Raw genomic sequence first — 26,109 nt, 5'->3', positions numbered from 1 at the left:
ATGCCATGGCGACCTTCATCTGGCCAACGTGGTGCTGATCGATGGCCATCTGACCGCCTTCGACTGCATCGAATTCGATCCTGCGCTGCGCTGGATCGATGTGACGAGCGACGTCGCGTTTCTCACGATGGACCTGAAGGCGCATGGTCGCAAGGATCTCGCGTTCCGCTTTCTCGACGCGTACCTGCAGTACAGCGGCGACTACGCCGGTGTGCCGGTGTTGCGCTTCTACGAGGTGTACCGGGCCCTGGTGCGCGCACTGGTCTGCCGACTGCGCGCGCGCGCAGGCGCTGATGTTGCGCCGCCCGTCGAGCCGGACTACCTGGCCTGTGCGGGACAGCTTGCGCAGACCCCGGGCGACGCGCCGCGCCTGATGATCACGCACGGGTTGTCCGGCTCGGGAAAGTCGACCATGGCCGCGGCGCTGCTGGCGGCTGCGGGCGCGATCCGCATCCGGTCAGACGTCGAGCGCAAACGCCTCTTCGGACTCGGGGCGCAGCAACGTTCAGCCGATCAGCATGCCGAGATCTACACGCAGGACGCGACGCAGCGCACTTTGGCCCGCTTGGCCGAGTGCGCGCGCACGGCGCTGCAGGCCGGCTACCCCGTGATCGTCGACGCGGCCTTCCTGCGCCGCGACGAGCGGCTGGCATTCCGGGCCTTGGCGGCCGAGCTGCGTGTGCCGTTCTCGATTCTTCGTTGCCGCGCGGCCGAAACGCAGTTGCGTCGGCGAGTGCTGGCGCGCGACGCCGAGGGACGCGATGCGTCCGAAGCGACCTTGGCCGTGCTGGAGCGGCAGCTTGCCACCCACGAGCCCCTGGATCACGACGAGTGCGCCCTCGCGCTTGAAGTCGTCACGGACGAGCCGGTGGATACGGCTGCGCTGAGCGCGCGTTGGCTTGCGCTGTCCCCGTGACTTGAGCTGGCGGCGCGCCGGAGTCGGGCGCACCTGATTCTCATTCGACGCGGAGGATGGGTCGCCAGCGCCCGCCGGCGGCGGCGCTCAATGTGGAAGGCTCGAAATCACGTCCGGCCACGAAAGCTCGTGTCCCATCATGGCGCGCGCATAGAGATAGTTGTTGAGCGCACGTTCACCAAGCGAATCCATGTCGACATGGCCTGCCGCGTCGCACGGGAAGGCGTAGGCGCGTCGGTCGGCGAAGAGTGGGCGGAAGCGCAGTTCGTATCCGCTGGATGCATGCGAGGCGTTCATCACAGTCTCCTTGGCGCGCCTCGCTTCTGGAAGAGGGTAGGAAAGCGGTGAGGCACGGCCTCAATCTAGATCGCCCGCTTAGCCGTACCGTCAATGCGGCGCATCCGTAGGAAACATTGCGTGAACCGTCTGTCTCATCATTCGAACGCCAAGGCGGGCGCGAGGCTCGCGGATCTCCGAGACGGGACCCGCCGCGCCTCCGACTCGATCTCCTGAGCACGGACCCAGCAGTGCGGGCGCCGGCGAGTACGCAGAATGCGCTGCGCTCCTGATCCCAATAAGGTTCGTCGACAAGAATATAGACCACCGCGCAAATCAATAAAGATCGCCTCTCTGCATGCGCGCACTCAGACCCCGTCGAACCTGAGCCTTTCCTTGAGATAGGAGATGAATGCCTGCACCTTCGGAGACGGCATCCGCTCCCGTGAGGAAAGCGCATTGAGATCCTGCGGCGGGCCGATCCACTGTGGCAGAACGCGCATCAAGCGGCGCGCCTTGACATCCATCGCCATGCTCTGTTCCATAGCCAGTGAGATGCCTTCCCCTTGGCACAAAGCGTCATAGAGCAGAGCCGGATCGCTCGCCACAACGACCGGGTCGATCAGGTAGCCGCGGGGTTTGCCGCTGCCCTTTCGCAGCGGCCACACATAGCCGACGTCGCGACGCGCCTGATGCAGCGCCAGTGTCGGATGATCGCGCAGGGCTTCAGGCGTCTGGGGTGCTCCCGCGCGCCGAAGGTATGCAGGGCTTGCGAAGGTGCCGGAAGGAAAGCTCGCGAGTCGCCGTGCCACGAGGCTGGAGTCCGGCAACTCGCCGAGGCGCAATGCAATGTCGATCTCGTCCTCGACCAGATCGAGCGTCGCGTGCGAGGCCAGGATCTCCAGCCTCACGTCGGGGTAGCTCGCGCGGAAACCGGGGAGCAGCGGGGCGAACCAGCTCACGCCGAACGAGTAGGGCATGGTCACCCGCAGCCACCCGCGCGGGCCGTCGCGCAGTTGGTGCACTGCACCCTCGGCGGCCTCGAGTGTGCTGGCGATGGCTCGACATTGCTCGAAATAGATCGCTCCCGCTTCGGTCAGGCTCAGCTTGCGCGTTGTGCGCCGTAGCAACTGCGCGCCCATGTACTTCTCCAGTTCGTAGACGCGTCGACTGACCGTGGTCTTGGGGACCTGCAGTGCGCGCGCCGCGGCGGTGAAGCTGCCTTCCTGTACCACCCGGACGAACACGAGCGTGTCGTTCATATCTCTTGCCATGATCAACGTCCCCTCGACGGTACGCACGTCCGGCATTGTCCCATTCATGGTCCAGCTCTTGCCGTCCGAGTGGGCTAATCAAAACGGCTCGCTTTCCCTATCTTTGGTGCTCCACCTTCTGGAGAAACACCATGAACCTGAGCGAATACACGACCTACGACGCCGTTGGCCTGGGACAGCTCGTCGCTGCCGGCGAAATCCGGCCGGCAGAACTTGCTGCGCTCGCAAGGGCCGCGGCGGATGCCGTGAACCCCCGAATCAATGCCGTGGTCGAGCACTGGGCGCCTGAAGAATCGGACCTGGCCGCGCAGGCGACCAGCAGCCCACTCGCTGGCGTGCCGTTTCTGATCAAGGATCTCGCCATCCAGATGGCAGGCAGGAAGAACGAACTCGGCAGCCGGCTGGCCAAGGGTGTGGTCGCATCTGGCGACTCGAGTCTCATGCGCCATTTCAGGAAGGCCGGCTTGGTCACCATCGGCCGCACGACGACGCCCGAAATGGCCTTCAGCACGGAAACAGAGTCCGCATTGCAAGGGGCGACCGGCAACCCTTGGGACACCCGCCTCAGCGCGGGCGGCTCCAGCGGTGGCTCCGGCGCAGCCGTCGCGGCGGGCGTGGTACCGATGGCGCATGCAACGGATGCAGCAGGCTCGATCCGCGTGCCCGCTGCCTACAACGGCTTGTTCGGCCTCAAGCCCACGAGGGGCCGCACGTCCAACGGCCCGGCCCTCGATGAAGTGTTCGCGGGCCTCGGCGTGCAACTCGGCGTCAGTCGCACGGTTCGCGACAGCGCCGCCCTGATGGACGCAGTGCAGGGATATTCGGTCGGCGACCCCTACTACACTGCACCGCCCGCGGACAGCTTCCTGTCAGACGTGGGGCGCGACCCTGGCAGGCTGCGCATCGGGCTGATGGTCCACTCGTGGAACGGCGTGCCCACGTCGGAGCCTATTGCGCAGGCCACGCGCGACGCGGCGCGCCACCTCCAGTCGCTCGGCCATCATGTCGAAGAGACCACGCCGGAACTTGGCGTGTCGTGGGAGGCCTTCGTCCATGCCAACGCGCAGATCTGGTGCGCCACGCTGGTGCGCTGGATCGACGGACTTGCCGCCGCAACCGGCCGCCCCATCGATGCGACGACTCTCGAGCCTTCCACGCTCGCGAACTATCGCTATGGCCGCAGCGCGAGCGCCGTCGACTTCGCCGCTGCGCTCGAAGTGCGCAATACCGTCGCGCGCGCCGTCGGTGAATGGTTCGCGAAGATGGACGTGTTGATGACGCCCACGCTCCCGCAGCTGCCGGGGCTGCTTGCGACCTACAGCGAGGGCGCCGATCGCATGAGCGGCCTGGAGTGGACGGCACGCGTCTTCCGGCATGCCTCCTTCACGCCGCCGGCCAACGTGGCGGGAACACCGGCGATGTCCGTGCCGGTGGCGGTGGCGCCGGGCCACGGCTTGCCCATCGGCATCCAGTTCACCGCCGGCTTTGCGCGTGAAGACCTGCTGCTACGGCTGGCCGGGCAGCTCGAGCAGTCGATGCCCTGGGCCGCCCGGCGTCCGGCGGTTTGGGCAGGCCGGCCATAGGCCGAAGGGTCTCTGGAGGTCAAGGCCAAGTCTCCGCGGAAATGAGCCGGGCGGGGCGCCTCAGTCCGTCGTGCGGACAACGATGCTGCGGCTGCAGGAGGCCCGGCGCATCATGGTGGCCGAAGTCCGTCCACGGGTCAGCTTGGCGACGCGCTTGGCCTCTTCGAGTCCGCGATTCGATGTCGGGCTGCCATCGACGGGAACAGAATGCGGTGATACGCGACCCATCCTTCGTATGTTGGTGAGGCGACGACGCGCAGCCAATCACTCGAAGGCCAGCGCCCCGGTCGGCAAGCTGACACTCGTCGGCGCCTGGACCGGTTCGCCCTTCGATTCGCCCTCCGGCGCACGAACCAGCAGAACCGGCACCGAGGCATAGCGCAGGATGTGCTCCGCGCTGCTGCCCATGACGACGCGGCCGACCCCGCGGCGGCCGTGGGTGCCGAGGACGATCAAGTCTGCGGGCCACTTGGCGGCTTCGGCATTGACCACCTGATGGACCGAGCCCGCAAAACTGTCGCACAACACCTTGTCGGCTTCAATGCCGGCGGCCTGGGCGGTGGCCGCGGCCTCATCGAGAAGGCGCCTGCCATTCTCGCGCAGCACGTTCAGCCAGTCACCGGCGTATCCCGCGTAGGCGTCCATGGCGAGGGCGAAGGACAGTTCGTCGATCACATGGAGCAGCCGCAGCCTTCCTTGCGTGAGTTTGGCGACGCGGATGGCCTCGTCCAGGCCGTGCCGCGATGTCGGACTGCCGTCGATGGGAACAAGGATCTGCTGGTACATGACGCGCTCCTTCGGTGCAGGTTGAGACGGTCAGTATCGGAATGATGGCGCGCTGCATATTGATTTGGCGCAAAGGAAATCGATGAGCGCGCAACGAACATCAGGCCATCCGGGACTTTCAATCGAAGGAACATCATGAAGATTCTTCTCGCAGTGGATGGGAGCGACTACACGAAGCGCATGCTCTCCTACCTGACAGCGCACAAGGACGGGCTGGGCGCGGGTCACACCTATACGGTTTTCCATGCGGTTCTCCCGGTACCACACCGGGCTGCTGCCTTCGCGGGGCCCGAACTCGTTCATGGCTACTACGAAGATGACGCGCGGCTGGTGCTTGAGCCGATTCGAGCGTTCCTTTCGGAGCACGGTATCGAGGCGGCCTTGGTTCACAAAGTGGGCCATCCGGCCGACGAGATCGCTGCGTACGCAGAAGCGGGAAAGTTCGATCTGCTGGTCATGGGATCGCACGGTGCCGGCGCGTTGAAGAATCTCGTGCTCGGCTCCGTCGCCACGAAGGTGTTGGCGCAATGCACGGTGCCGATCCTGCTGGTGCGCTGAGATGCTGAGCAAGCCGTTCGCGCGCGGCGTCGTGGCGGCGACGCTCGGCGCGCTGGCGTTCCTGGGCACCACGCATGCATGGTCTCGCGACGGGCCCTGTCTTGACCCGTCCGACGCGCCGAGGCAGGGCGTCGACTTCGTGGCAGCGGTGGCACGCCAGGCACCGGCTGTGGTGAGCGTGCTGGCGATCGGGCAAGGCACAGAGTGGGGCGACAACGATGAAAGCGGGATGCTGGCCCGATCCCGACCGGGATCGGAGCGCGCCTCTGCGTCGGGCATTGTCGTCAGCGCCGACGGGTACGTGCTGACCAGCGCGCACGTGGTGCTCGGGGCCCAGGAGACAGCGGTCCTCGTCGGCGGGCAGCGTCGTTGGCCGGCCGATGTCGTCGGGCTCGACCGACGCACCGATGTAGCGCTCCTGAAGATCGCCGCGACTAACCTGCCGGTCGCTGCCATCGGCAGCAGCGCGCGCCTCTGCGCCGGAGAATGGGTGGCAGCGCTGGGGGCGCCATTCGGATTCGAGCAAAGCGTGACCGCCGGCTTGGTGAGCGCCAATCCGCGCTTCCTGCCCGGCGGCACCGGCGAGCCCCTGATCCAGACCGACGTCGCGCTTAATCCCGGCAATTCGGGGGGGCCTCTTTTTAACAAGCGCGGCGAAGTCGTCGCGATGAACTCGATGATCTATTCCGCGAGCGGCGGGTATCTAGGGGTGTCGTTCAGCCTGCCGATCGACACGGCCATGCGGGTCGCCGCCGAGCTCCGGTCGACGGGGCGCGTGACGCGCGGGCAGATTGGTGCCCGAACTCAGGCGCTCACCTCGGATCTTGCGCTCGCGTTCGGGCTCGACGCTGCGTTGGGGGCGCTGATCGTGCGTGTCGATGCCGGCGGACCGGCGGCGAATGCGGGCCTTCGCAGCGGTGACGTCGTGCTGGGCGTCGACACCAACACGGCGACGGCCTACCCGGAAATCCAGCAGCGCGTTGCGGCTGCCCGCCCCGGCGCTTCGATCACGCTGAGCATCTGGCGTCGCAAGGCGCCGCTAACGGTGAAGCTCACCGTTGCGCAAAGCGCACCCGATCTTCCGCAGCGCGTCGCCTCCCGGGACGGACGCGAGCCGCGCCTGGGCCTCGACCTGGTCGAGCGCACAGCCAAGCAGACGGGCGGGCTGCTCGAGCCAGGACTCTATGTGAGATCCACTTCGGGATCCGCCCAGCGGGCAGGTCTTCGCTTCGGTGACGTGATCCTGGCTGTCAACGATGTCGGCGTCTCCGGGATCAGCGATCTGGACAGAGCGCTCGAATCGGTCCCGCAGGGCGAGACCGTGGCCCTGCTGATCCGGCGCGGTTCGATCACCACCTTCGTGCCGATGACGCCGCCCGTCGGGCTCACACGCTGAGCGCTTCGAGCCGGTCGATGAAAACGACCAGCCCGGGAAGGATGCTTTTGCGCGCTGCAGCCGTCGTGAACCAGGCAGCCCGGTCTGCTTCCGCGTAGTTCTTGAAGTTCCCTGATCGCGGCGGCCATTCGAGCTCGAAGCTGTTGGATTCGAGCGCCTGCGGATCGCAATCGCCTTCGAAGGCCCAGGCCGACACGAGCTTGCCGCTGCGCTGGCGAGCCTCTCCCAGGCTCACGTGGCGCGTGCCGGGCGCAAAGCCGGTCTCCTCGGCGAATTCCCGTTTGGCGGCGTCAAGGGCAGTCTCGACCTCATTGTCGTACTCGCCCTTCGGAAAGGACCATGCACCCTCGTTGCGCCGCGCCCAGAAGGGCCCACCGGGATGCACCAGCAGCACCTCGAGCACACCGTCATTGCGACGGTACATGAGCAATCCAGCACTTCGCTTCGCCATCTGCGCGCATTGGACCATGCACTGGGACCTTGCGCAGGTCGAAGCGACCTTCATTTGATCTGCAGCAAGGCCGCGTCCCGAACTCCATGGGAGTCTAGAGCCTTCCAAGGATTTGTATGACCCACACCACCACCAGAATCATCCGCGACGAGCACTCCGCCCTGTCGGCCATGCTGCGTTCCGTCCTGCTGCTCTTGGCGCAGCATCGACGGCAAGGCACGCTGCCTGACTTCGGCGCGCTGCGGGCGATGCTGTTCTACGTCGACGAGTTTCCCGAGAAGCGGCACCACCGCAAGGAGTCGGAGTTGCTGTTTCCGAAGCTGCGTGCGCGGACACCGCTTTCGCGCGAACTGCTCGATCGCCTGGACGACGACCATGCGCGTGGCGAGCGAAGAATCCGCGAGGTCGAACACGCCTTGCTCGGCTTCGAGATGATCGGCGAGCCGCGCCGGCAGGCCTTCGAGGAGGCGGCAGAGCGCTATGTTGATTTCTATCTTGCTCACATGGCGATGGAAGAAAGGGAGATCCTGCCGTTGGCCGAACGGGTGCTCACCGACGACGATTGGGCAGACCTCGACGAGGCATTCAGCACCAACCGCGATCCATTGACCGGATGCGAACCTGAAGCGGACTACCGCGCGCTCTTCACGCGCATTGTCAACGCAGTGCCTGCGCCGATCGGGTTGGGCGCAGCCAGCTGACGTCGTCCATCGGCCAATGCGCCCGGAAGACGTCCGTCGCCTGGTGCGATGCGGCTGGACCGCTTCCGGCGGAGAGCGCATTTCGATCGCGGACGTTGTGTCGGCGGCAGGCGATCGTGCCCATGATTGCCCTGGCCCTCAGGTGGCCTTGCCGAACGTGGTGCTGGCGCAGTAGGGAGTTCGATGCGTCCCGGGACTCTTGCACGAGTCCCCGGCTCTCGCGAGAGGAGGGCGTCAATTGCTCTTTCGCGAGTGCCTGGCCGCGCGGCCCCAGCGGCGCGCAAGAGTCGTCAGATCGTCGGCCGCCGGAACTATCGCAAGCCCCAGCAGTACCAGGGCGAGAGGCACGGTCGAGACGTAGCCGACGTGCTTGAAGCCGACAGCGCCAAGCACACCGCCGGCAAAGAAGAAAACAACGAGAAGCGTGAGAACGCGCAGGCGGTCTCGGTTGGCCATGACGCGCAGATGCGAAGGCGGGCCGGCGGCATTTCGATAGAACAACTTCCCAAGCTCGATGCCGATGTCGGTCACGATGCCGGTGAGGTGGGTGGTTCGAATTTCGGCATGCGACAGCTTGGTGATCACCGCGTTCTGCAGTCCCATGATGAAACAGAGAAGCATCACCGTCACTGGAACAAAAAGGCCTCGCATATCGGACAGTCGGGCACCAAGGACGCCGAAGCAGATCAACAAAGAGGCCTCCGTCAACAGCGGCAGCGCGTACTCGCTGTGCATTCGGCGGCGCCGTGCGTAGTTGACCAGGACTGCTGAGCTTGCAGCGCCTGCGAGGAACGACAACAGCCCGCCCGCCCCGCTGAGCACCACGTCGTATACGCCCAGGACAAGGTTGTCGGCCATCGAAGAGACGATGCCCGTCATGTGAGAGGTGTACTGCTGGACGGCCAGGAACCCACCGGCATTGATGGCCCCGGCCACGAATGCCAATGCGAATCCCAGGTGGCGATTCGCATTCGCGGTTCGTTTTCGACCTGTAAGGCGTCTGGCGTAGTTGATGGGCATTTCGATGGCGAAATCCAGATGTTACGCGTCCGGCAATAGATCCTGGTGGTAGCGAACGGAAGGTCCGCACAGATGTTGCATCAAGCTGTGCGATTGATATTCGTCAAGGAAGCAAGCAACTGCAGCGAGCATGCTCTTGGCGATTGCCGCCGATTTTGCATTCGCATCGAAAGGAACTGAAATGAAGAAGATGATCCTCATCACCGCAGCGCTGATGTCGCTTGCCGGTTGTTCATCGTTCCCAGGGGCGGGAGCCAAAAAGGCGGATGAACACGCCGCACATCACCCCGCGAGCACCGCAGCGAAGGCCGACACCGCCAAGCTCGACGAGCAAATGAAGTTGATGCACGACATGCATCAAAAGATGAAGGCCGCCAAGACGCCGGCAGAGCGTGCGGCGCTGATGAAGGACCACATGAGCGCAATGCAGGGCGGTATGTCGATGATGGGCCAGATGAGGAGCGGCATGCCGAGGCAAGACGGTGGCATGTCCTCGATGCCGGCGGGGCCAACCGGGCAGAAAGACATGATGGAGCGCCGCATGGACATGATGGAAATGATGATGCAGATGATGATGGACCGGGAAGGGGCGAAGCCTCCGGCAGCCAGGTAGCGTCCTCGGTCATGGAGGCATTGAGATGGATACGCGAAACAACGAATCGGGAAGATCGGCCACCTCCTGCAGCAGCGCCGCCGAGCGGCGACGCAGCGTGATGAAGGTGATGCCCAACTGATCCAGACGCGCCAGGTGGGCATAGGTGGTCAGGCGCGAATCGAACACCAGGTGCCGCGGGAGCGCGCCGTGCTGGCGCTTCCAGAACTCGATGAAGCGGAAGATCTCTTCGGCCTCCTCACCCTTGCGCAGATCGGCGTTGGAGTAGCAAAAGGCGCGGCCGCTCGCGTCCTGCGCGAGGAAGGCCAGCACACTGGGCTGGGCGCGGCTGCGCGCGGACACGAAGTGGCGCTGGACCTGGGGATCGTCGCCGTAGTACGGCACTGAGTGGAAGTCCAGGTTGAAAGAGTGGGCGTCGAACAGTTGCTCGTCGGTGACGGCGCGGTGCCAGGCCGCCAGCAGCGCGACGGTGCGCTCACGCTCGACCCGCGAGGAGTACTCGCACAGGTAGCTCTTCTTGGGGATGACGTTCAAGCCGCAAAACAACGCCAGGCCCGGATCGGTGACCAAGGCCATGACATGGCTCTTGCGCTCGATGGACCACAGCTTGAGCGCGAGCGCGCAACGCAGGGCGTGAGACGAGGGGATCATCCTGGAGCCCGGCAGCTTGGCGCGCGCGGCGATCTCCTCGAGCTGCAGGCGCACCAGATCGGGCAAGAACAGGAACAAGCCACCGCAGCGTGTGGTGAACTGCGTGCCGGGCTGTAGCGCGAACTCGCGCACGTCGGCCACCGCCTCAGCGGTGGGGCCCAGATGCTCAAGTCGCTCGTCGTCGCCGCGCCGCGGCAGCGGCGCGAAGCCCTCCTCGCGCAGCACTTCGCGCACGGCGGTGGGACTCAAGGGCGTGCCGTGCTCCTTGAGTGCCTGACTGATCTCGTAGACCGAATGGTTCTGCTTGCGCAGGGCCACGGCCAGGTCGTGGGCCTTGGACTTGAGCGGCTGGGTGCGTGGACCGGGACTGGGAGAGTGGAAGAACTGCGGATCGGGATCGCGGCGGAACTGATGGCACAGCACGCGGAAGGATCCGGGGGTGTAGCCGAAGGCGCGGGCGACCTCGTGGGAGGGGCGGTCTTCGACGAAGAAGGCGCGCAGCGCTTCGTACTGGCGCTGGCGGGGATGGGAGGGCTCGGCGAAGAATCGTCGGATATCTGTTAGATCTTTAGGTACGCCTATACCCATACGTGCATTGTGCTATATGGAGAATGGCGGTGTCAACGACAATCCCATCGGTACCCATCAAAGATCGGGAACCTCAAGCTGCATGCGGCTTGGCGAGAGATTGGCGTGGACTGGCACAAGCAATGCAGAAATGCCAACGGCCCCGCGTGGGGCCGTCGAGATGATGGGGTAGGCGCACCAACTGCTAACGCTGGAGGGCCAGGCCCCTCCGCCAACACAGCAGAAGCGGTCTGCTCCTATCGAGCAGCGTTACCCAAATAGTGGTGCGTGGAAATCCAGGCTAGGGAGCCGCTCCGGGCAACTGCAGGCCGCCCTGGCCTTTGAGGCGCGCAGTGATCGCCGCCTTCAGCGGTGGCAGATGCTGGGCCGCGCGAAGGATCAGCTGACGTGCGAAGCGCTGCGGTGCGCTGGTGCTGGCATAGAGCTTCGCCACGGCATTCGTGCCGTGGTAGATCAGGGCCGAATCGCGACGATGCCTGCGTTCGTAGCCCGCCAGAACCGCGGCGGCGCCGATGTCCTGGTTGGCGGCGCGGGCTGCGCAGAGTGCGTGTGTGAGAGAGGTGATGCTTTGCAATCCTAGGTTGTAGCCGTGGGCCGTGACCGGATGCATGCCGACGGCCGCGTCGCCGACCAGCGCGCTGCGCAGGGCCGCAAAGCGGCGGGCATACGCGGCAACGAGCGGGTAGGCGAAGCGCTGCCCGAGCAGCTGCATGCGGCCCAGCCGGCCGCGGAACTGGCGCTCCACCAGGGTCGCGAACGCACGTTCGGGCAATGCCAACAGCTGCGCCGCCGCGGCGGCGTCGGTGGTCACCACGACCGACGAGACATGGCCCGCAGCGGGCAGCACCGCGAGCGTGCGTTCGTAGCCGAAGCACTCATACGCGACGTCGTCATGTGGCAGGTCGTGCTGCATCCGGCACACGATCATGGTGCGGCCGAAGTCATGCATGTCGGCCGCGATGCCGAGCTGCCGGCGGGACCAGGAGAATCGGCTGTCCGCCGCGACGAGCAGGCGGCCGCGCAGATGGTGCGGCGCGCCCGGTGAGGTGCCGAACTCAAGTTCCGCGTGCGTGGACAAGGTGCCGATGCGCAGCGCCTGCGCGCTATCGATCAGACGCAGTCCCGGGCGCTGTGCCGCAGCTGCAAAACTGACGCGGCGCAGTGCATGGTTCGGCACGATCCAGCCCAGCGCGTCGGCGCCGTGGCCGTGCGCGTTGAAGGACAGCGCCGAGCGCTGCCGATCGCCATCCATGACGCGCGCTTCCCGGATGCGCCCGATTTCTTCGGGCAAGAGGCACTGCCAAAGTCCCAGTGCGCGCAACGTGGCCACGCTGGCGTGGGTCAGCGCGATGTCGCGTCCGTCCTCGGCCGGGGCGGCCAGGGCCTCGCGCGGCTGTGCGTCCAGCACGGTAGCGGTGAAGCCGGCGTCGGCCAGGGCAATGGCCAAAGCCAGCCCGGTCGGACCGGCGCCGACGATGAGGACGTCACGATCCTGCTGCATTCAGTTTCCTCCGTGGATGAGGAGCCGGGTTGTGGGCGGCGCAGCAGCGCTCACCTTGACGGAGGTCAAGGGTTGGCGAAACGGGCCTTGGCGCCCGAAAGTTCAACACGCGGCGCTTCAGGTCGAGCGCCGTGGGCGAGGGCGAGTTTGGCTGCAATGCTCCAGCGTTCAGCGGGCCAGCCTGAACTGACAGGCGTGGCACCGGATGGCCGCCGGTTCGATCAGCATGCGTTCGCGCGCGATGACACGCTCGCAATCGAGGCAAAGCGCGTAGAGGCCCAGGGAGATGCGTTGGAGTGCCTGTTCGATATCCTGCAGCGTCGGCCGACGAACCTTGACGGCAGCGAAGGCCGTGACATTGCCGACTTCCCCAGCCGACGAAGGGCAGGGCTCGGAAGCCCGCGCGTCGGGCGCATGCTCGGCGCGGCCGTCGTGCAGCTGGGCGCGTTCGCTGAGCGCCCACCGCTTCAGGATGTCCAGACGCTCGATGAAGGACTGCAGATCTTCCGGCTTCATGTGGTTCATGCTGGTGGCTCGGGATGAGGTTGACTGGCCGCCAGTATCCGGATGTCCATTCGCCCGGGATTTGATCCGCGTCAAATTCCGCGTCGCCCCAAAACTCCGCGCAGCTGCCAGCGGGCGACCTTGTCCGTATCTGGCCTGACGGCGTGTGACAGCCGTCGGCCCAGGAGCAGCCATCGGATTCTCACCTCCCAAGCTTTCCGAAAATCCGGCGGATAACCGCGTCTGCATCCGCGTCGAAGCAGCGCCCATGACTGAGCAAGATGCGGCGAGGCCGCCATGCGTGAAGTTTCGCGATGGCCGCAGCTGCCTTTTTCCGCTGCAACAACAGCGGCAGGCGCATCCCGAAGAACACCTGCCCGCGTGGGTAGTACATCCCGCTCATCCTCGTGAACGTTCGCCAAGGCTCGTCCATCTTGTCCAACTCGATGTTGATGATGGCGTCCGTCACAATGAGAGATTCTGATTCCCGGTGGAAGAAGATGAATTCCTTGAAGTAGCCACCCGGAAACAGCGTTTGGTCCAGTTCGTTCCGCCATTCGCCCGGCGGGTCCAGATCGAGGTCTCTCCCGAAACGGATCTCCACGCGCCGCGCTCTGCTCCTTCTGCGTACGCCCGGCGAAGCCCATGCGACGGCATCCGGAAAGGCGTTCAACCACTCCCCAATGTGGGCATAGTGGAACTGGTTGGGGGAGATCAGATACCGGACAGTCCCGAGGTGCTCAAGCTCGTCTGCAAGCTTGCGATCGAACTTTGTCGGCGAGTGAAGGAAAAGATCGCCGTTCGAGAGGCGCACCACCGTCATGCGGGTGGTGAACGGTAGCGGCAGCCTGACGCCAGCCACGGTCAGGTATTCAAAGGGCCCGTCGACAACTCCGATGTTTGCCGCCACAGGCTTGTACACATTGATCGGCTCGTAAAGTGCGGCGCCCATGTTGCGGTCCCGGATACATCTTGCACGATTCTGGCAGCGCTTGACACTGCCGACCTTCGCCTTTGTGGCCCCAAGCCGCCGTACATGGCCGTTGGACGGCCCGCATACACCAAGGTCCGCAGGCGCGACACGGGAATGTTCGAATGTTCGGTGGCGCGCCGCGTGAAGATCCCGTGGCGCGCGGGCCCAAGCACCACACCGGATCAAGCACTTTCAGGACGGCTGAGCGAGTGCAAAGGGCTATGAGCGGACCTTCCAGGTCATCGACGGCGCCGTGAATTGCGTCTCCGACATCCTTGCCGCGACTGACGAGGAGTTCTCGCTCATTTTCCCGGCTGGACAGGACGTCGCGTTCATCGATGAGGTCTACGAACGCGGGCTTGATGAAGCAACGCTCAACAGCGCGTTCAAAGCGCTATGGACACGGCGCGTAGTCAAAGCACAAGCCATGGGAATTCATGGCTTGCTGTTCTACCAATTGGACGAGAAGAAGCCGTATTACCCAATTAGGCGAGATGAGGAAGCAGCAAACCCGGGCGGCTCCAGACTTCGATAGATGCACATGCCGGCAGCGCGCATGGCTGGCTGGCTGGCAGAAAGCTCTTCGGCAGAATGCGGCCATCACCAGCCATTCAATGTTGATGCCAAAAAGCAGTCGCTCAACGCCGCTCTCGGCCCATTGCTGCTGTTAGCAAATTTCGAGTCGAACGCCCGCTTGACAATTCGAGACCGGCCATTGCCACCCGGTTTCCGCAGGGGGCACGCCGTTGGCTCCACGCGCGCGCCACGCAGCACATGCCTTGACATAGCTTTCGTGGCGAGCGCACGATGTGGCCTCCTTCGATACAGCAGGAGGAAGGCATGTCACAGCTTCCACGGCTTGCGCGCGGATCGGCGTTCCTCGGCGCGGCGATGCTGGGCCTAGTGCTCGCTGGCGCGCCCGATGCGGCGCGCGCGCAGGTGCTGATCAGCGGCTTGAGCCTCAACCCCGACGGCGGCAACCCGAACAACCCGCTCGCCGTCACCGCGTGCAACGGCGCGCCGCAGCTCGGCGTCGTCTATCGCAACAGCGAGTCTGAACCCTACCTCGCGGTCAACCCGACCAATCCGAGCAACATGATCGCCGGCTGGCACCAGGACCGCTGGAGCACCGGCGGCGCACAAAGCCTCGGCGCCGCGTATACGTTCAATGGCGGCGCGACCTGGCAGCAGGTGGTCATTCCGTTCACGCGCTGCTCCGGCGCGGTACCCCGCTCGGCCGGCGATTTCGAGCGCGGCAGCGATCCGTGGATCAGCTTCAGCCCGAACGGCACCGCGCACTACATGGCACTGGTCGTGCAAGACTCGGCCAACGAGAACGCGATGGTCGTCGCCCGTTCGACCGACGGCGGCGCGACGTGGTCGCCGCCCGTCGTCATCGCGCGCAACCCGGCGCAGGATCCCGGGCGCTCAGTGTTCCACGACAAGAACGCGATCACCGCCGATCCGTTCGATTCGCGGCTCGTGTACGCGACGTGGACGGTGTTCCGCACCGGGTTCGTGTCGCTCGTGTTCGCGCGCTCGACCGACGGCGGGCAGACGTGGTCGCCGGCGATCCCGATCGCCACGATGGGCAACGCGGCGCCTGCCCAGCAGGCCGTGTTTCGCCAAGGCGCGCAGATCGTCGTGCTGCCGAACGGCACGCTGGTGAACGCGTTCTTTCGCATCCTCGTCGATCGGGCCGCGGGTCGCGTCACGTTCGAGCAGGCGATCCTTCGCTCGCTCGACCAGGGCAAGCATTGGACGCGCGTCGACGCGCGCGTCGCCTCGTTCGCGAGCATCACCGCGGTCGATCCGGAACTCGGCATCCCCGTCCGCGATGCGCAGGAGATCCCCAACATCGCGGTCAACCGCACGTCCGGCCAGCTCTACATGACCTGGCAGGACGGCAACGCCAACACCCAAGGGGGCGCCGGCATCGTCGTCGCGCGCTCGAGCGACGGCGGCGCCACGTGGTCGACGCCGGTGCGCGTCAACCAGGGGACGCCCGCCAGCGTGCAGGCGTTCCTGCCGGTCGTTGCGGTCGATGCGCAAGGCCGGGTCGGCGTGCTCTTCTACGACTGGCGCAACGACGTGCTCGGCGATCCGGCGTTGAGCACGGACGTGTGGCTGTCGCTGTTCGACGCCGACCTGAACTACCTCGGCGAGCGGCGGCTCACGCCGCAATCGTTCGACATGCGGCAGATGGTCATCACCGGTCAGCGCGGCTTCTTCCCCGGCGACTACGTCGGGCTTTCGACCGTCGGCACCGATTTCGTCGCCGCCTTCACCGTTGCCAACAACCTAGGTCTGCCAGTCGTCTTCCCGCAGAACAACAATGGCGTGTTCGTCGACAGCCACGACCGCCAGAGCATCGTTTTCATCCGGCAGCCCTGACGATGGCCGTGTGCGAACGGTTCGGGCGGTGCTTGAGATTGGGCGTCGCGGCGGCGGACCCGAGTCGTGGATCGGGCGCATGCATCGCGGCGCGGTCGAGGTGGACGATTTGCACGCACGGGCCCTTCGCGGCGCTGAACAGGCCGAGCTGGGTGTCGATGAGGGCCTCTGCGTTGAGCGCGCGGATGGCATCCGTTGCAGGGCTGCAGAGCTGACGATCGACCAGCTTTCGTGTTGTCGCCCACGGCCCACGATGCAGGTCCGCCCTGGAGAAATTCCCACGCCCTACGTCGACGTATGACTGCCGTACTCGGGCAGCGGTCGTTGCCTGCGGCGCCTTTGGAGCACACGGATGTCTCTTGATGGCCGTTCAGAAACTTTGACGAAGATCAGCTTCTCTTGATGCTAAAGGACCGCAACAGCCCCAACCGGCTGTTCGCGCCCGGCCGCCGGCAGTTCGTGACCGGCTCGCGCGACACGGAAAATTCAAAGATGGGTAAAAACCCGCCCGAAAATTCAACCTCTGTTGCGCAGCGGGTTCAAAGTAGCTTGGCAGATCTGCTCCCAAGTCCTTGATGCGCAACGCCTCGGGGTTTGCGTCCTCGGCGCCGATCGACAGGTGCAGAACGACACTGGCGAGGCCAGATCGACGATCGCCAGGTCCCAGCCGTGCGGGTGCTCGACCAGCCAGGTCAGGCCTCGGAGCTCGGTGTCGGCGCATCCCACGATGGCGAGGTCAGCGCAGTGGCTGAGGTCTTCCGTGAGGCGGACGCGGGCCGCTGCGCTGTCCTCGGCCATGAATATGCGAAGCTTTGACATGATGCAGGCGTTGGGTGGCGCGAATGCGTATGGAGGTCGGCGAGCTCAGCCAGGCTTGCCGTCCAGGCGGGGGCGGGTCAGCACGGCCCAGTAGCGCACGGCGTACAGGCCGAAGCCCAATGTCCAGAAGGCACCGGAACCAAGCACGGCGGCGAGGGTTTGGGACGGTGCGACGAGCGGCACGAGAATCCGCACGAGCGCGGCGAGCAGCACCAGCACGAAGCAGGCGGTATCGACCTGGTCGGCGCGCAGGATTCGAGCGGTGTGACCTCGCGCCGTGCGGACCATCATCCCGATGATGAGCCCCCCGGCCGCGCCGACGGTCAGCGCGTGGGTCGCCAGCGACGGCGACACCCAGCCATGCAATGCCAACACCCGCAACGCGAGGTGCACGGGAATCCACGCGTAGGCCAGGTGCAGCACGAGAACGAGTGTGTTGTTCAGCGTTTTCCAGGGCTGCCAGAGCAGCCAACGCACGAGATGCACGAGCGCCGCCGGCACGGCGATGGCTGCCACGACAAGCGACGGCAGACCCATTGCGTCGCTGATCGGCAGCGCGATCAGAGAGCCCAGCGCCACCTTCTCGATCAGGGGGTGTCGCGTCGCATTGGCGCCGGAAATGCCGTTGTTGGTGAACATCGGGATCACCCGGCCGCCCATGACCGCCATGATGAACAGCAGGACATCCAGGGCCAACTGGATGCCGATCCATGTCGGCGTCTGGATCACGCCGAGGGCCGAGAGATGGAAGGCGAATGCAGCGCCCGACAGCACCAGCAGCAATCCAATGAAGAAGTAGTTGCGGCGGTTGCGTGCAGTCACGAGAGGGATGGCCAGCGCCACCGCGCACGCCAGCGGAAACGCCGCGTTGACGACGGCGGCCGTCCAGGCGAAGGGCGTGAGAACGAGGACGCGCCCTGCCACCCACAGCGCCGCCAGGGCGGCCAGCGGCAGTCCCACGGGCGTCGGCTGGCCCGACCAGTTGCGCCCCGCGGTGAAGAGGAAGCCGACGATCACGGCGAGGGCGAAGCCGAACAGCATTTCGTGTGCATGCCACAGCGGGCCCTGGAGGTAGGCCCCCGGCAGCCAGCCGGCGAACTGCATCGCCCACAGGCCGATGGACAGCGCGGCGAAGGCGCTCGCGAGCAGATAGAACGGTCGGAAGCCGAGTTGCCACAGGGCAAAGCCGGGCCCTTCTTGGGCCGCGGGTGGTTGCGCGCGTTTGACGGCGGTGAAGGGCGCCATTACTGGGTCTTTCTGGCGCCGGCGGCGCCGTGTTGGAGTCGCCACGCCACGGCCGCGCCGGCCACGGTGGCGGCAAAGAAGCCGATCGTCGCTGCGTTGAATGAGGCGCCGGCGGCGCGCAGCGGTTCGCTGAAGGTCCCCAGGACGAGCCGCATCAGGAGCGACAGATGCAGGGCAGCCAGCGGCAGATAGAAGAAGGCGCCGAACTGCAGCTTGACCCGTGCGATCGCCGGCAGCACGACCGGCGCGTGCCCCATCATCATGCTGACGACGAAGCCGAGTCCCAACGCGTGCAGCGCTGCGTCGCGGGTGGCCCATCCGAGCGCCGTCGTGGCCCACGCCACGCCGGCGATCCCGAGCCAGGCGTAGCCGCCCAGGAGACAGACCGCCATGTAGCGGCTGATGCCGTGCGCGAACACCGTGCGTCGCGCGACATCGAAGGTCACCAGCCACGCGGCGAGCAGCACGAGCGCCGTGCCGTAGACCAGCCCACCGGCGCGCGGCGCCACGCCCGACCATGCGGCGCCCGCCAGCAGCAGCGACAGCACGACATGCAGCGTGACGCTGGCGCTCGGGCGTCGGCGCATGAGCCGCGTCATCTCCAGGCGTTCGGCGGCGATCGTCATGACGAGAAAGGCAAACCACCAGGGAAAAACTGCATTGCCGCCATGTCCCAGCGCGAACAGAACGTTGCCTGTCACCCATGCGGCCGCGCCGACCAGCAACAGCAGGGTGTGGGCGGCGGCGTGTTGGCGCCGCACGACGACCGCGTTGACCGCAAGGAAGGACACCGCCGCCGCCACGCCGAGCCACGCGCCGGCGGCCTGCTGCCCAAGGACCAGGCACAGCGCGCCGGAGCCCGACGCGAGCGGCGCGAGGAAAGCCGCACGATGCTTGACGGCCACTGCGCGTTCGATGCCGATGACCGTGCCCAGAAAGCCGCAGATCATGAGGGCCGCATGCACCAGCAGCACCTGGCCGGTCCAGGCGAAGGAAAGCGGATCCGGCACCGCGACGCCGAGCCGCCAAAGTCCGCCCGCGACACCTGCCACCAAGGAGACGGTCACCAGCGCACCGAACACCACGCGCGCGAAGATCCATAGGCGGGATGTCGATGCCCCGCGGCGGGCTCGGACGGGCGGACGTTCGGCGTTCACCATCCCATGAACCGTCTGGCGTTGGCGCTCATGCGGTCTGGGGTCCAGGGCGGCTCCCACACCAGTTCGATGCAGATCTTGAGATCGGCCGGGAGGACCTTGTCCAGCTCGAGCTCTGCGTCCTCGATGATGAGGTCGATCACCGGGCAGGCGGCCGAAGTCATCGTGATCAGCACGTGCACGGTCTTGGTGTCGACGGTGACGCCGTAGATGAGGCCGACATCGACGATGTTCATCGAGACTTCCGGATCGACGACGCGTGACAGCGCTGCGGCGATCGGCTGGCGCAAGGCTTCCGGTCCGTCGTAGGGAATGGAAGCCGCCTCGAGAGTTGCCTGCTCTGGCGTACGAGCGCGACGAGAGGAGGAGGTCATGCCGCCCCCTTGGCAGCGCGACGCACTGGGGCTTGATCGACAAAGAATATTGCGGAAAGCGCCTCCCGGTTGTGAACCAGGTCCGCCAGCGTGTAGCGATGCAGCACCGCATGAAACGCCGCCACGGCCTCATCCAGCACGCCACGCAGACGGCACAGGCCGGTGATCCGACATTCGCCACCGCCTTCCCCGAAACATTCCACGATCGCGTTGCCTTCGGTGTGACGCACAACGTCGCCGATATTGATCGAGTCGGGCGCCTTCGCGAGCGACAGACCGCCTCCCTTGCCGCGGACGTTGGCGAGCCACCCGTGCTTGCCCAGGAAATGGACCACCTTGGTCAAGTGATGCTCCGACACCGCGAAAGAGGAGGCGATCTCGGCGATGGTGGCGCGTCGCTCCGGCTGCGCGGCTAGGTAGATCAGCACCCGCAGGCTGTAGTCGGTGAAAGCGGTGAGCTTCATGATCTCTCACGGGCAAGCCGCCTCACCGTTCGGCCACGTGGCCCGCCTGGACGGCCAGACCTTTGCGGCCCTTCAAGCGCGGCGATGTTTGCGGCGCAGATTGCGACGCTGGGCGGCGCAGCAGACGCAGCGCGTACCCGGCGAGCAGCACCGCGCCCAGGGCGAAGACGATGTCGCCCGGAACACGCATCCAGACCAGGATCTCCATCACGCGGGAATGCACGATCTCGGCAGAGCGGGCGTACCACAAGCCCTGCGTGACGCTGGCCCAGGCCTGGTAGATGCCGGCGGGCAGCAGCGACAGGAACACCATCATGGCAAGACCGATGTTGAGGCCCCAGAACGCGGGCTTGAGCAAGCCGTCGGCGTGCAGCTCGCGCTCGTACAGACCGCGCAGGCAGAACAGCATCAGCCCGATGCCCAGCATCCCGTAGACGCCGAAGAGTGCGGCGTGGCCGTGGGCGGCGGTCATGTTGAGCCCCTGCACGTAGTAGAGCGAGGCGGGCGGGTTGATCGCGAAGCCGAGCACGCCGGCACCGATGGTGTTCCAGAAGCCGACGGCCACGAAGCACATGATGGTCCACCTGTAGGCGGCGAGCCAGGGCATGGCCTGCGACCGCCGGTAGGTCTGCAGCGCCTCGAGGCCGATCAGGGTCAGCGGCACGACCTCGAGCGCGGAGAACACGGCGCCCACGGCGATCACCGACGTCGGCGTGCCGGTGAAGTAGAGGTGGTGCAGCGTTCCGAGGATGCCGCCGAACAGGAACACGATGGTCTCGGCGATGATCGCTCGGTTGGCGCTTTCGGTGCGCACCAGGCCCAGACGCGTGAAGATGAGCGCGACGACGGCGGTGGCGAACACCTCGAAGAAGCCTTCCACCCACAGGTGCACCAGCCACCAGCGCCAGTACTCGATCATCGAGTAGTGGGTGTGCTGTCCCCAAACCAGCGAGGTGGAATAGAAGCCGCCGATGCAGGTTGCCGACAGGAACACCATCGCGATCAGGCCTCGCGATGCCGAGGGCTTGGTCAATGCCGGCCACAGTGCGCGACCCAGCAGGAAGACCCAGAAGAGCAGGCCGACGAACAGCAGCACTTGCCAGACACGGCCCATGCTCGTGTATTCCAGGCCCTGGTTGCCCAGCCAGAAGCTGAAGTCAACGCCACGGTGCTGCAAGGTGCCGAGCCAGCCGGTCAGCGTGGAGCCGACGACGATGGCGATCAGGGCCCAGAAGAGCACATCCACGCCGAGCTTCTGCAGCTTGGGCTCGCGGCCGGACAGCAGCGGGGCGATGTACAGGCCGGTGGCCAGCCACGCGGTCGCGATCCAGAAGATGCCGATCTGCGTGTGCACCGTACGGCTGACCACGTAGGGAAGCAGCTCGGCCAGCGGAAGCCCGAAGAACGACTGCCCCTCGACCGCATAGTGGGCCGTGATGACCCCCATCGCGATCTGCAGCAGCATCAGCCCGATCACCGCGAAGAAGTACTTGCGCGTGGCCTTCATGGAGGGCGTCGCGGTGGCACCGAGCAGCGGGTCCGCCTTGGGCGGCTGCGCCTCGGCTTCGTGCCTCTGGCTGCCGTGCAGCCACAGCATGGCGGCGATGGCTGCCAGCAGCAGGACGATGCTGACCATCGACCAGACAGCCGCGGAACTGGTCATGGTGTTACCGACCAGCGGCTCGTGCGGCCAGTTGCTGGTGTAGCTCAGTCCCGTCCCCCCAGGTCGGTCGGTGGCCGCAGCCCACGCTGTCCAGAAGAAGAAGGCGGTGAGTGCCTGGCGGTCGGCGCGATCGGGCAGCGTGTCCAGCGTCATGGCATATTGCTCGCGCAGCGTGGCGACCGAGCCGTCGTGGCCGAACAGGGCCTCGTAGTGCGCGGCCGTTTCGCGGATCGCCTGCGCGCGTTCCAACGAAACACTGACCACACCACTCGTGCTGTCGTAGGTGTTGCGCCGCATCTCGTCGATCACCGTGGCGTCGAGCGCCCCGCGTTCCGATGCGCTCAGCGCGGAGGGCTCCTTGCGGTAGGCCTGTGCGTGGCGATTCTTGAGCGCAACGGCCTCACGGTGCAGCCAGTCCGCGGACCAGTCGGGTGCGACGTAGCCGCCATGGCCCCACACGGAGCCCAGCTGCTGTCCGCCGGCCGACAGCCAGACCTGTTGGCCCCGCTGGACCTGCTCGCCGGTGAAGATCACCTCGCCGTTGGAGGCGGTGACGGATGCGGGAATCGGTGGGGCCGTCAGGTAGATCTGCACGCCCAGGTAGCCGAGTGCACCGAACGACAGTACGAAGATGAAGGCGAGCCAGCGCCACAGCCTGTTGTTGTTTCTCATGACATTTCCTTGGGTCATCGAAGAGGGGCCCGGCGTTCAGGCGCCGCCGCATCCACCGCAGCAACCCCCGCTCGCATTGGCGGTGAAGGCCGGGATCTTGGTGATGGCAACGCGCCACACCGAGGGACCTTCCTCGAGGTAGTTCCATGCGAAGCGGTTGGGCCACTGCGCCTGCAACTGCGCGCAAAGCGGCCTGGGATCGTGGTCGTTCACGAGTTCGATGGCGTGGCCGTCGTCGAGGGCGGCGAAGGTCGAGAAGATGTGCGAATGACGAAAGCGTGGTTCCAGAACTCGGACATCGACGGTGGAGGAGAAGGCTGCAGATTTCACGGGGATTCCTTGTGGATAGCGAAGGGGCTAGAAGGTGTATTCAAGATGCATCTATGCTAGGAAAGGGCCTGCCGTGAGATGTTGATCTGCATCAAGGTCCGCATCGAAATCGAGGTCGCCTGCGAGCGCCATCGGAGCGCTGCGCCGCGCCACCGGCTTGAGCGCAGATGAAGGACATCTCGGCGATGTCTCGACGGTCCAGTTGCAGTGCAGCGTGGTTCGCCAGCTGCGCGGCGCTGGAGCAGCCGGAGCACGACCAGACCAAGGGGCTTGCAGCGGGATCGTCAAGCGGCCTATCCATCATGGTCAGGCCACGTAACGCAGCACCGTGTAGAAGTGGCAGCCGCTTCCGGCCAGCACGAACAGATGCCACAGCCCGTGGCCGTGACGGACCTTGTGGTCGGTGGCGTAGAAGAGCAGGCCGACCGTGTAGCAGGCGCCGCCGGCCAGCAGCCAGCCGAAGCCCGCCGGCGTGAGCGCCCGCCAGAGTGGCCACGCCGCTACCAACGCGAGCCACCCCATGAGCATGTAGATTGCCAGCGACACGGCGCGCGCGCCTCGGGCGAGCCAGATTTCCTGGACGATACCGGCCAGCGCCAGCCCCCACACGACACCCAGCAGCGACCAGCCCCATGCGCCACGCAGCGACACCAGCGCGAACGGCGTGTAGCTGCCGGCGATCAGCAGGTAGATGGTGCAGTGATCGAATTTGCGCAGGACATCTTTCGCGCGTCCCTTGAAGCTGTGGTACAGGGTCGAGAACAGGTAGAGCGCGACCAGCATCGCGCCGTAGATGCTGAAGCCCGTGATCTTCCAAGGGTCGCCCGCGCGACTGGCCTGCGTGATCAACCAGGCGGTGCCCGCCGATGCGAACCCGGCGCCGGCGAGATGGCTGATGCTGTTGAAACGTTCGCCGCGGTACATGCCTTGCACTGCTTATTCGCGAGCGCTGCGGCGCTCGCCCAGCAAGCGCTGGATCAGGCGGTCCTTCTCTGCCCATTGGGCCTCGACCCATTCGCGAATCCGCTGGCGGTGCGCCCTGTCGCCCGATGAATCCCCGCCCAGCAGGCTGGGCGGAATGGCACATCGACGGACGTCGACGGTGACGGGCTTCACCTTGCCGCACAGCAGCGCCCAGAAGCTGGGCGTCCCCTCGGGGTAGACGATGGTCACGTCGAGCATGGCCTCGAAGCGCTCGCCCATCGTGGCCAGCGCCACGCCGAGGCCACCCGTCCTGGGTTCGAGCAGATGGCGGTAGCTGCTGTTCTGCGCGGCATGCTTGGCCGCCGTGAAGCGGGTGCCCTCGGCGAAATTGATGACTGCCGTCGGAACGCGCTTGAACTTCTCGCAGGATCGTCGGGTCGCTGCCAGATCCCCTCGATGCGCATTCCGGCCTCGGCCGCGTTTCATGAACGGAAAGTCGAGCGCCCACCAGGCCAGCCCGATCACCGGCACCCAGATGAGCTCGCGCTTCAGAAAGAATTTGAGAAACGGGATGCGTCCATGGAAGGCACGCTGCAGCACCAGGATGTCGACCCAGCTCTGGTGATTGCTCGACACCAGATACCAGCCGCGGTGATTCAGGCCCTCGAGGCCCCGGATCCGCCATGGCGCCGGGCACGCGGGCGCGATCCACGCGTTGTTGACGGCCACCCATCCGGTGGCCAGGGTGTTCAGGATCCGGTCACAGCCGGTGCGCACGCTGCCGGCGGGCACGATCAGCTTGACCAGCGCCGGTGGCACCATCAGGGTGAACGCGACCAGCGTGTTCAAGCCGAGCAGTGCAGCGCTGAGGGCACCGCGCAGCAGGGCGAACATCAGTTGGAGGGCAGACAAGGAATGGCGTGCAGAAGGAGGAGCAGGGCGCCTGCGTTTGCGCAGACCTTGAGTCATTCTGCGTGGGCTGCACCTTTGACTTGTTGATCCCGCTCAACCTTCCATGGCTTGCCGGGCAGCGAGGCGATCGAGCCCACCGTCGGTGCCGTCAGGAGGCCGCACCGCGGCGACGCCGCATCTCCGCGCCCATCGCGTCGCGCGCGCCATCGTCGAGCAGCGCGGCCGCAGCCGGATAGGCGAGCTGCTCTTCGGCTTCGATGTGAGCTCCATACAGGCGCGTGAATGCATCGATCTCCGCTGCACTGGCCGTCGAGATTGCTTGGATCTCTGCACGCTCGAGCCGTTCGAGGATCGCGCGCACCGTGCGCCAGCGCGCCTCCATCTGAAGATGGTCCTGCTGCAGGCGAGCGACCAGCGCGAGCATGGAAGGATCGCCGCGCACGACCAGGGTCGGGAACACATGCATCTCCTCGTCGAGATGGTGCTGCGGCGCGGCCATATCGAAGTAGCGCATGACATCGCGGGCGGCCTGCCGCGCCTGTTGATCGGCGCCGTGACGCGCGACATGGGCGCGCAGCCGCTCGAGCAGCCCGAGGGTGCGCTGCAGGCGCTCATGGCAGGCTTCCATCATCTCGAAGGGTTGTTCGAATCCGGCCGCTGGCGATGCGATGAGAGAGGCCAGGCGCGAAGAGCGGTTCATGGCGTGGGGACCAGTTCGGAGACATAGCGCTCGAGGTCCGGCCGCGCCGGACCGGCCGCGTGCGCCAGCACGGTGCCCACGCTGATGAAGCAGAGCGGTTCCTCTTGTGGGTCCAGAGCGAACAGTGCGCGCAGTCCGGTGGATTGCAGCGCCTTGCCGGAGGTCAGTGCCGAACCGTAGCCCAGGACTGTCGCGGTCAGAAGCATGTTCTGGATGGCGCATCCGGCCGACACGATCCTCTCGGCGGCCGGAATCTCCTCGTTGTCGGGGCCCAGCCGCACGATCGCCAGCATCAGGACCGGAGCGCGAAAGGCCTTCTCGCGCGCCTTGCCCCGTTCGTCAGGCGTGGCGTGCTGCAGGGCCTGCGCGAATACATCGGCGAGGCGCCCGCGTTGCGGCGGCGGCACGATGACAAAGCGCCACGGGACCAGGCCGCCGTGATCCGGGGCCGCGGCCGCGGCGCCGAGGATCTGCTCGAGTTCGGACCGTTCAGGTCCGGGCGTGCCGAGCCGCTTGGGCAGTACCGTGCGGCGCGTGTGCAGGAGTGCAGCCAGTTGCCGTTCAGTGACAGGCGGATCAGCCAGGACGGCCGTCGCAGCGCGGGCGTCCGTATCAGGAGGCATGTCGAATTCCCCAGATGAGCATGAGGGCGGCTCGCAAGAGG

The 26,109-nt window shown here is 65.9% G+C and carries 28 protein-coding genes; 8 read left to right on the top strand and 20 right to left on the bottom strand.

The features are described from left to right. Positions 1 to 31 precede the first annotated feature (31 nt). Entirely contained in the window at positions 32 to 916 is an 885-nt protein-coding gene (locus ACSQ9I_RS35330) for an AAA family ATPase (protein WP_436316626.1), read from the top strand. 87 nt (positions 917 to 1,003) lie between these two features. Here ACSQ9I_RS35330 and ACSQ9I_RS35325 read toward each other — a convergent pair whose 3' ends face one another. Both ACSQ9I_RS35325 and ACSQ9I_RS35320 read right to left on the bottom strand, forming a co-directional pair. After that, positions 1,004 to 1,213, bottom strand: coding sequence for a hypothetical protein (locus tag ACSQ9I_RS35325; RefSeq protein WP_436316625.1), 210 nt, complete (start codon positions 1,211 to 1,213; stop codon positions 1,004 to 1,006). Positions 1,214 to 1,560: 347 nt separating this feature from the next. Beyond that, a complete protein-coding gene (locus ACSQ9I_RS35320) occupies positions 1,561 to 2,454 on the bottom strand; it encodes a LysR substrate-binding domain-containing protein (RefSeq protein WP_436316624.1) in 894 nt (297 codons plus the stop codon). Between the two features lie 143 nt (positions 2,455 to 2,597). Between ACSQ9I_RS35320 and ACSQ9I_RS35315 the strand changes: the two genes are divergently transcribed. Next, the gene (locus tag ACSQ9I_RS35315) at positions 2,598 to 4,049 is read left to right on the top strand and encodes an amidase (RefSeq protein ID WP_436316623.1); all 1,452 of its coding nucleotides are present in this window, start codon (positions 2,598 to 2,600) and stop codon (positions 4,047 to 4,049) included. A 264-nt stretch (positions 4,050 to 4,313) separates the two neighbouring features. On the opposite strand, the gene ACSQ9I_RS35310 is transcribed toward ACSQ9I_RS35315, so the two are convergent. Beyond that, a complete protein-coding gene (locus ACSQ9I_RS35310; RefSeq protein ID WP_093110378.1) occupies positions 4,314 to 4,835 on the bottom strand; it encodes a universal stress protein in 522 nt (173 codons plus the stop codon). Between the two features lie 135 nt (positions 4,836 to 4,970). On the opposite strand from ACSQ9I_RS35310, the gene ACSQ9I_RS35305 reads away from it, so the two are divergent. Both ACSQ9I_RS35305 and ACSQ9I_RS35300 read left to right on the top strand, forming a co-directional pair. Beyond that, positions 4,971 to 5,393, top strand: a complete 423-nt coding sequence (locus ACSQ9I_RS35305) for a universal stress protein (RefSeq protein ID WP_436316622.1) — start codon at positions 4,971 to 4,973, stop codon at positions 5,391 to 5,393. Position 5,394: 1 nt separating this feature from the next. Then, positions 5,395 to 6,789, top strand: coding sequence for a trypsin-like peptidase domain-containing protein (locus ACSQ9I_RS35300; protein WP_436316621.1), 1,395 nt, complete (start codon positions 5,395 to 5,397; stop codon positions 6,787 to 6,789). Here ACSQ9I_RS35300 and ACSQ9I_RS35295 read toward each other — a convergent pair. Next, positions 6,779 to 7,240: an NUDIX domain-containing protein gene (locus ACSQ9I_RS35295; protein ID WP_436316620.1), complete on the bottom strand. Its 462-nt coding sequence runs from the start codon at positions 7,238 to 7,240 to the stop codon at positions 6,779 to 6,781. The two genes, ACSQ9I_RS35300 and ACSQ9I_RS35295, sit on opposite strands and share 11 nt — an antisense overlap. Before the next feature lie 116 nt (positions 7,241 to 7,356). Between ACSQ9I_RS35295 and ACSQ9I_RS35290 the strand changes: the two genes are divergently transcribed. Continuing rightward, on the top strand, positions 7,357 to 7,941 hold the full coding sequence (locus ACSQ9I_RS35290; protein WP_436310836.1) for a hemerythrin domain-containing protein: 585 nt from the start codon (positions 7,357 to 7,359) through the stop codon (positions 7,939 to 7,941). 234 nt (positions 7,942 to 8,175) lie between these two features. On the opposite strand, the gene ACSQ9I_RS35285 is transcribed toward ACSQ9I_RS35290, so the two are convergent. Then, positions 8,176 to 8,961 (bottom strand): YoaK family protein, encoded by a 786-nt coding sequence (locus tag ACSQ9I_RS35285; protein ID WP_436316619.1) that lies wholly within the window; start codon positions 8,959 to 8,961, stop codon positions 8,176 to 8,178. Between the two features lie 181 nt (positions 8,962 to 9,142). Between ACSQ9I_RS35285 and ACSQ9I_RS35280 the strand changes: the two genes are divergently transcribed. Continuing rightward, a complete protein-coding gene (locus ACSQ9I_RS35280) occupies positions 9,143 to 9,574 on the top strand; it encodes a hypothetical protein (protein WP_436316618.1) in 432 nt (143 codons plus the stop codon). 9 nt (positions 9,575 to 9,583) lie between these two features. Here the strand turns inward: ACSQ9I_RS35280 and ACSQ9I_RS35275 are convergent, their stop codons facing one another. From ACSQ9I_RS35275 to ACSQ9I_RS35260, 4 genes are all read right to left on the bottom strand, one after another. Further along, positions 9,584 to 10,813 (bottom strand): hypothetical protein, encoded by a 1,230-nt coding sequence (locus ACSQ9I_RS35275; RefSeq protein WP_436316617.1) that lies wholly within the window; start codon positions 10,811 to 10,813, stop codon positions 9,584 to 9,586. Between the two features lie 280 nt (positions 10,814 to 11,093). Further along, entirely contained in the window at positions 11,094 to 12,314 is a 1,221-nt protein-coding gene (gene ubiM / locus ACSQ9I_RS35270) for a 5-demethoxyubiquinol-8 5-hydroxylase UbiM (protein ID WP_436316616.1), read from the bottom strand. 168 nt (positions 12,315 to 12,482) lie between these two features. After that, positions 12,483 to 12,839, bottom strand: a complete 357-nt coding sequence (locus ACSQ9I_RS35265) for a TraR/DksA family transcriptional regulator (protein WP_436316615.1) — start codon at positions 12,837 to 12,839, stop codon at positions 12,483 to 12,485. A 181-nt stretch (positions 12,840 to 13,020) separates the two neighbouring features. Continuing rightward, on the bottom strand, positions 13,021 to 13,770 hold the full coding sequence (locus ACSQ9I_RS35260) for a hypothetical protein (protein WP_436316614.1): 750 nt from the start codon (positions 13,768 to 13,770) through the stop codon (positions 13,021 to 13,023). Positions 13,771 to 14,044: 274 nt separating this feature from the next. On the opposite strand from ACSQ9I_RS35260, the gene ACSQ9I_RS35255 reads away from it, so the two are divergent. Further along, positions 14,045 to 14,326 carry a hypothetical protein gene (locus ACSQ9I_RS35255; protein ID WP_436316613.1) on the top strand — a complete coding sequence of 94 codons (282 nt, stop codon included), beginning with the start codon at positions 14,045 to 14,047 and terminating at the stop codon, positions 14,324 to 14,326. A 305-nt stretch (positions 14,327 to 14,631) separates the two neighbouring features. Beyond that, a complete protein-coding gene (locus ACSQ9I_RS35250; RefSeq protein ID WP_436316612.1) occupies positions 14,632 to 16,185 on the top strand; it encodes a sialidase family protein in 1,554 nt (517 codons plus the stop codon). 864 nt (positions 16,186 to 17,049) lie between these two features. Here the strand turns inward: ACSQ9I_RS35250 and ACSQ9I_RS35245 are convergent. From ACSQ9I_RS35245 to ACSQ9I_RS35195, 11 genes are all read right to left on the bottom strand, one after another. After that, a complete protein-coding gene (locus ACSQ9I_RS35245) occupies positions 17,050 to 18,249 on the bottom strand; it encodes an NnrS family protein (RefSeq protein WP_436316611.1) in 1,200 nt (399 codons plus the stop codon). After that, positions 18,249 to 19,316, bottom strand: coding sequence for a hypothetical protein (locus tag ACSQ9I_RS35240; protein ID WP_436316610.1), 1,068 nt, complete (start codon positions 19,314 to 19,316; stop codon positions 18,249 to 18,251). The genes ACSQ9I_RS35245 and ACSQ9I_RS35240 overlap by 1 nt, the downstream gene beginning before the upstream one ends. Positions 19,317 to 19,402: 86 nt before the next feature. After that, the gene (locus ACSQ9I_RS35235) at positions 19,403 to 19,780 is read right to left on the bottom strand and encodes a metal-sulfur cluster assembly factor (RefSeq protein ID WP_436316609.1); all 378 of its coding nucleotides are present in this window, start codon (positions 19,778 to 19,780) and stop codon (positions 19,403 to 19,405) included. Beyond that, positions 19,777 to 20,244, bottom strand: a complete 468-nt coding sequence (locus tag ACSQ9I_RS35230) for an RrF2 family transcriptional regulator (protein ID WP_093110357.1) — start codon at positions 20,242 to 20,244, stop codon at positions 19,777 to 19,779. The genes ACSQ9I_RS35235 and ACSQ9I_RS35230 overlap by 4 nt, the downstream gene beginning before the upstream one ends. A 22-nt stretch (positions 20,245 to 20,266) precedes the next feature. Beyond that, positions 20,267 to 22,579: a nitric-oxide reductase large subunit gene (locus ACSQ9I_RS35225; protein ID WP_436316608.1), complete on the bottom strand. Its 2,313-nt coding sequence runs from the start codon at positions 22,577 to 22,579 to the stop codon at positions 20,267 to 20,269. A 36-nt stretch (positions 22,580 to 22,615) separates the two neighbouring features. Further along, positions 22,616 to 22,909: a DUF2249 domain-containing protein gene (locus tag ACSQ9I_RS35220; RefSeq protein WP_093110355.1), complete on the bottom strand. Its 294-nt coding sequence runs from the start codon at positions 22,907 to 22,909 to the stop codon at positions 22,616 to 22,618. A 91-nt stretch (positions 22,910 to 23,000) separates the two neighbouring features. Beyond that, positions 23,001 to 23,210 carry a putative zinc-binding protein gene (locus ACSQ9I_RS35215; RefSeq protein ID WP_436317113.1) on the bottom strand — a complete coding sequence of 70 codons (210 nt, stop codon included), beginning with the start codon at positions 23,208 to 23,210 and terminating at the stop codon, positions 23,001 to 23,003. Positions 23,211 to 23,215: 5 nt separating this feature from the next. Next, a complete protein-coding gene (gene trhA / locus ACSQ9I_RS35210; protein ID WP_436316607.1) occupies positions 23,216 to 23,833 on the bottom strand; it encodes a PAQR family membrane homeostasis protein TrhA in 618 nt (205 codons plus the stop codon). Positions 23,834 to 23,845: 12 nt separating this feature from the next. After that, positions 23,846 to 24,745, bottom strand: a complete 900-nt coding sequence (locus ACSQ9I_RS35205; RefSeq protein ID WP_436316606.1) for an acyltransferase — start codon at positions 24,743 to 24,745, stop codon at positions 23,846 to 23,848. A 148-nt stretch (positions 24,746 to 24,893) separates the two neighbouring features. After that, positions 24,894 to 25,445 (bottom strand): hemerythrin domain-containing protein, encoded by a 552-nt coding sequence (locus tag ACSQ9I_RS35200; RefSeq protein ID WP_436316605.1) that lies wholly within the window; start codon positions 25,443 to 25,445, stop codon positions 24,894 to 24,896. Continuing rightward, a complete protein-coding gene (locus ACSQ9I_RS35195; RefSeq protein ID WP_436316604.1) occupies positions 25,442 to 26,068 on the bottom strand; it encodes a nitroreductase family protein in 627 nt (208 codons plus the stop codon). The genes ACSQ9I_RS35200 and ACSQ9I_RS35195 overlap by 4 nt, the downstream gene beginning before the upstream one ends. Positions 26,069 to 26,109: the final 41 nt, after the last annotated feature.

The sequence above is a fragment of the Variovorax sp. LjRoot84 genome (genome assembly GCF_964254305.1).
Classification (GTDB): Bacteria; Pseudomonadota; Gammaproteobacteria; order Burkholderiales; family Burkholderiaceae_C; genus Variovorax.
The sequence above is the reverse complement of the archived record's forward strand: the minus strand, read 5'-3'. Positions and strand labels throughout refer to the sequence as shown.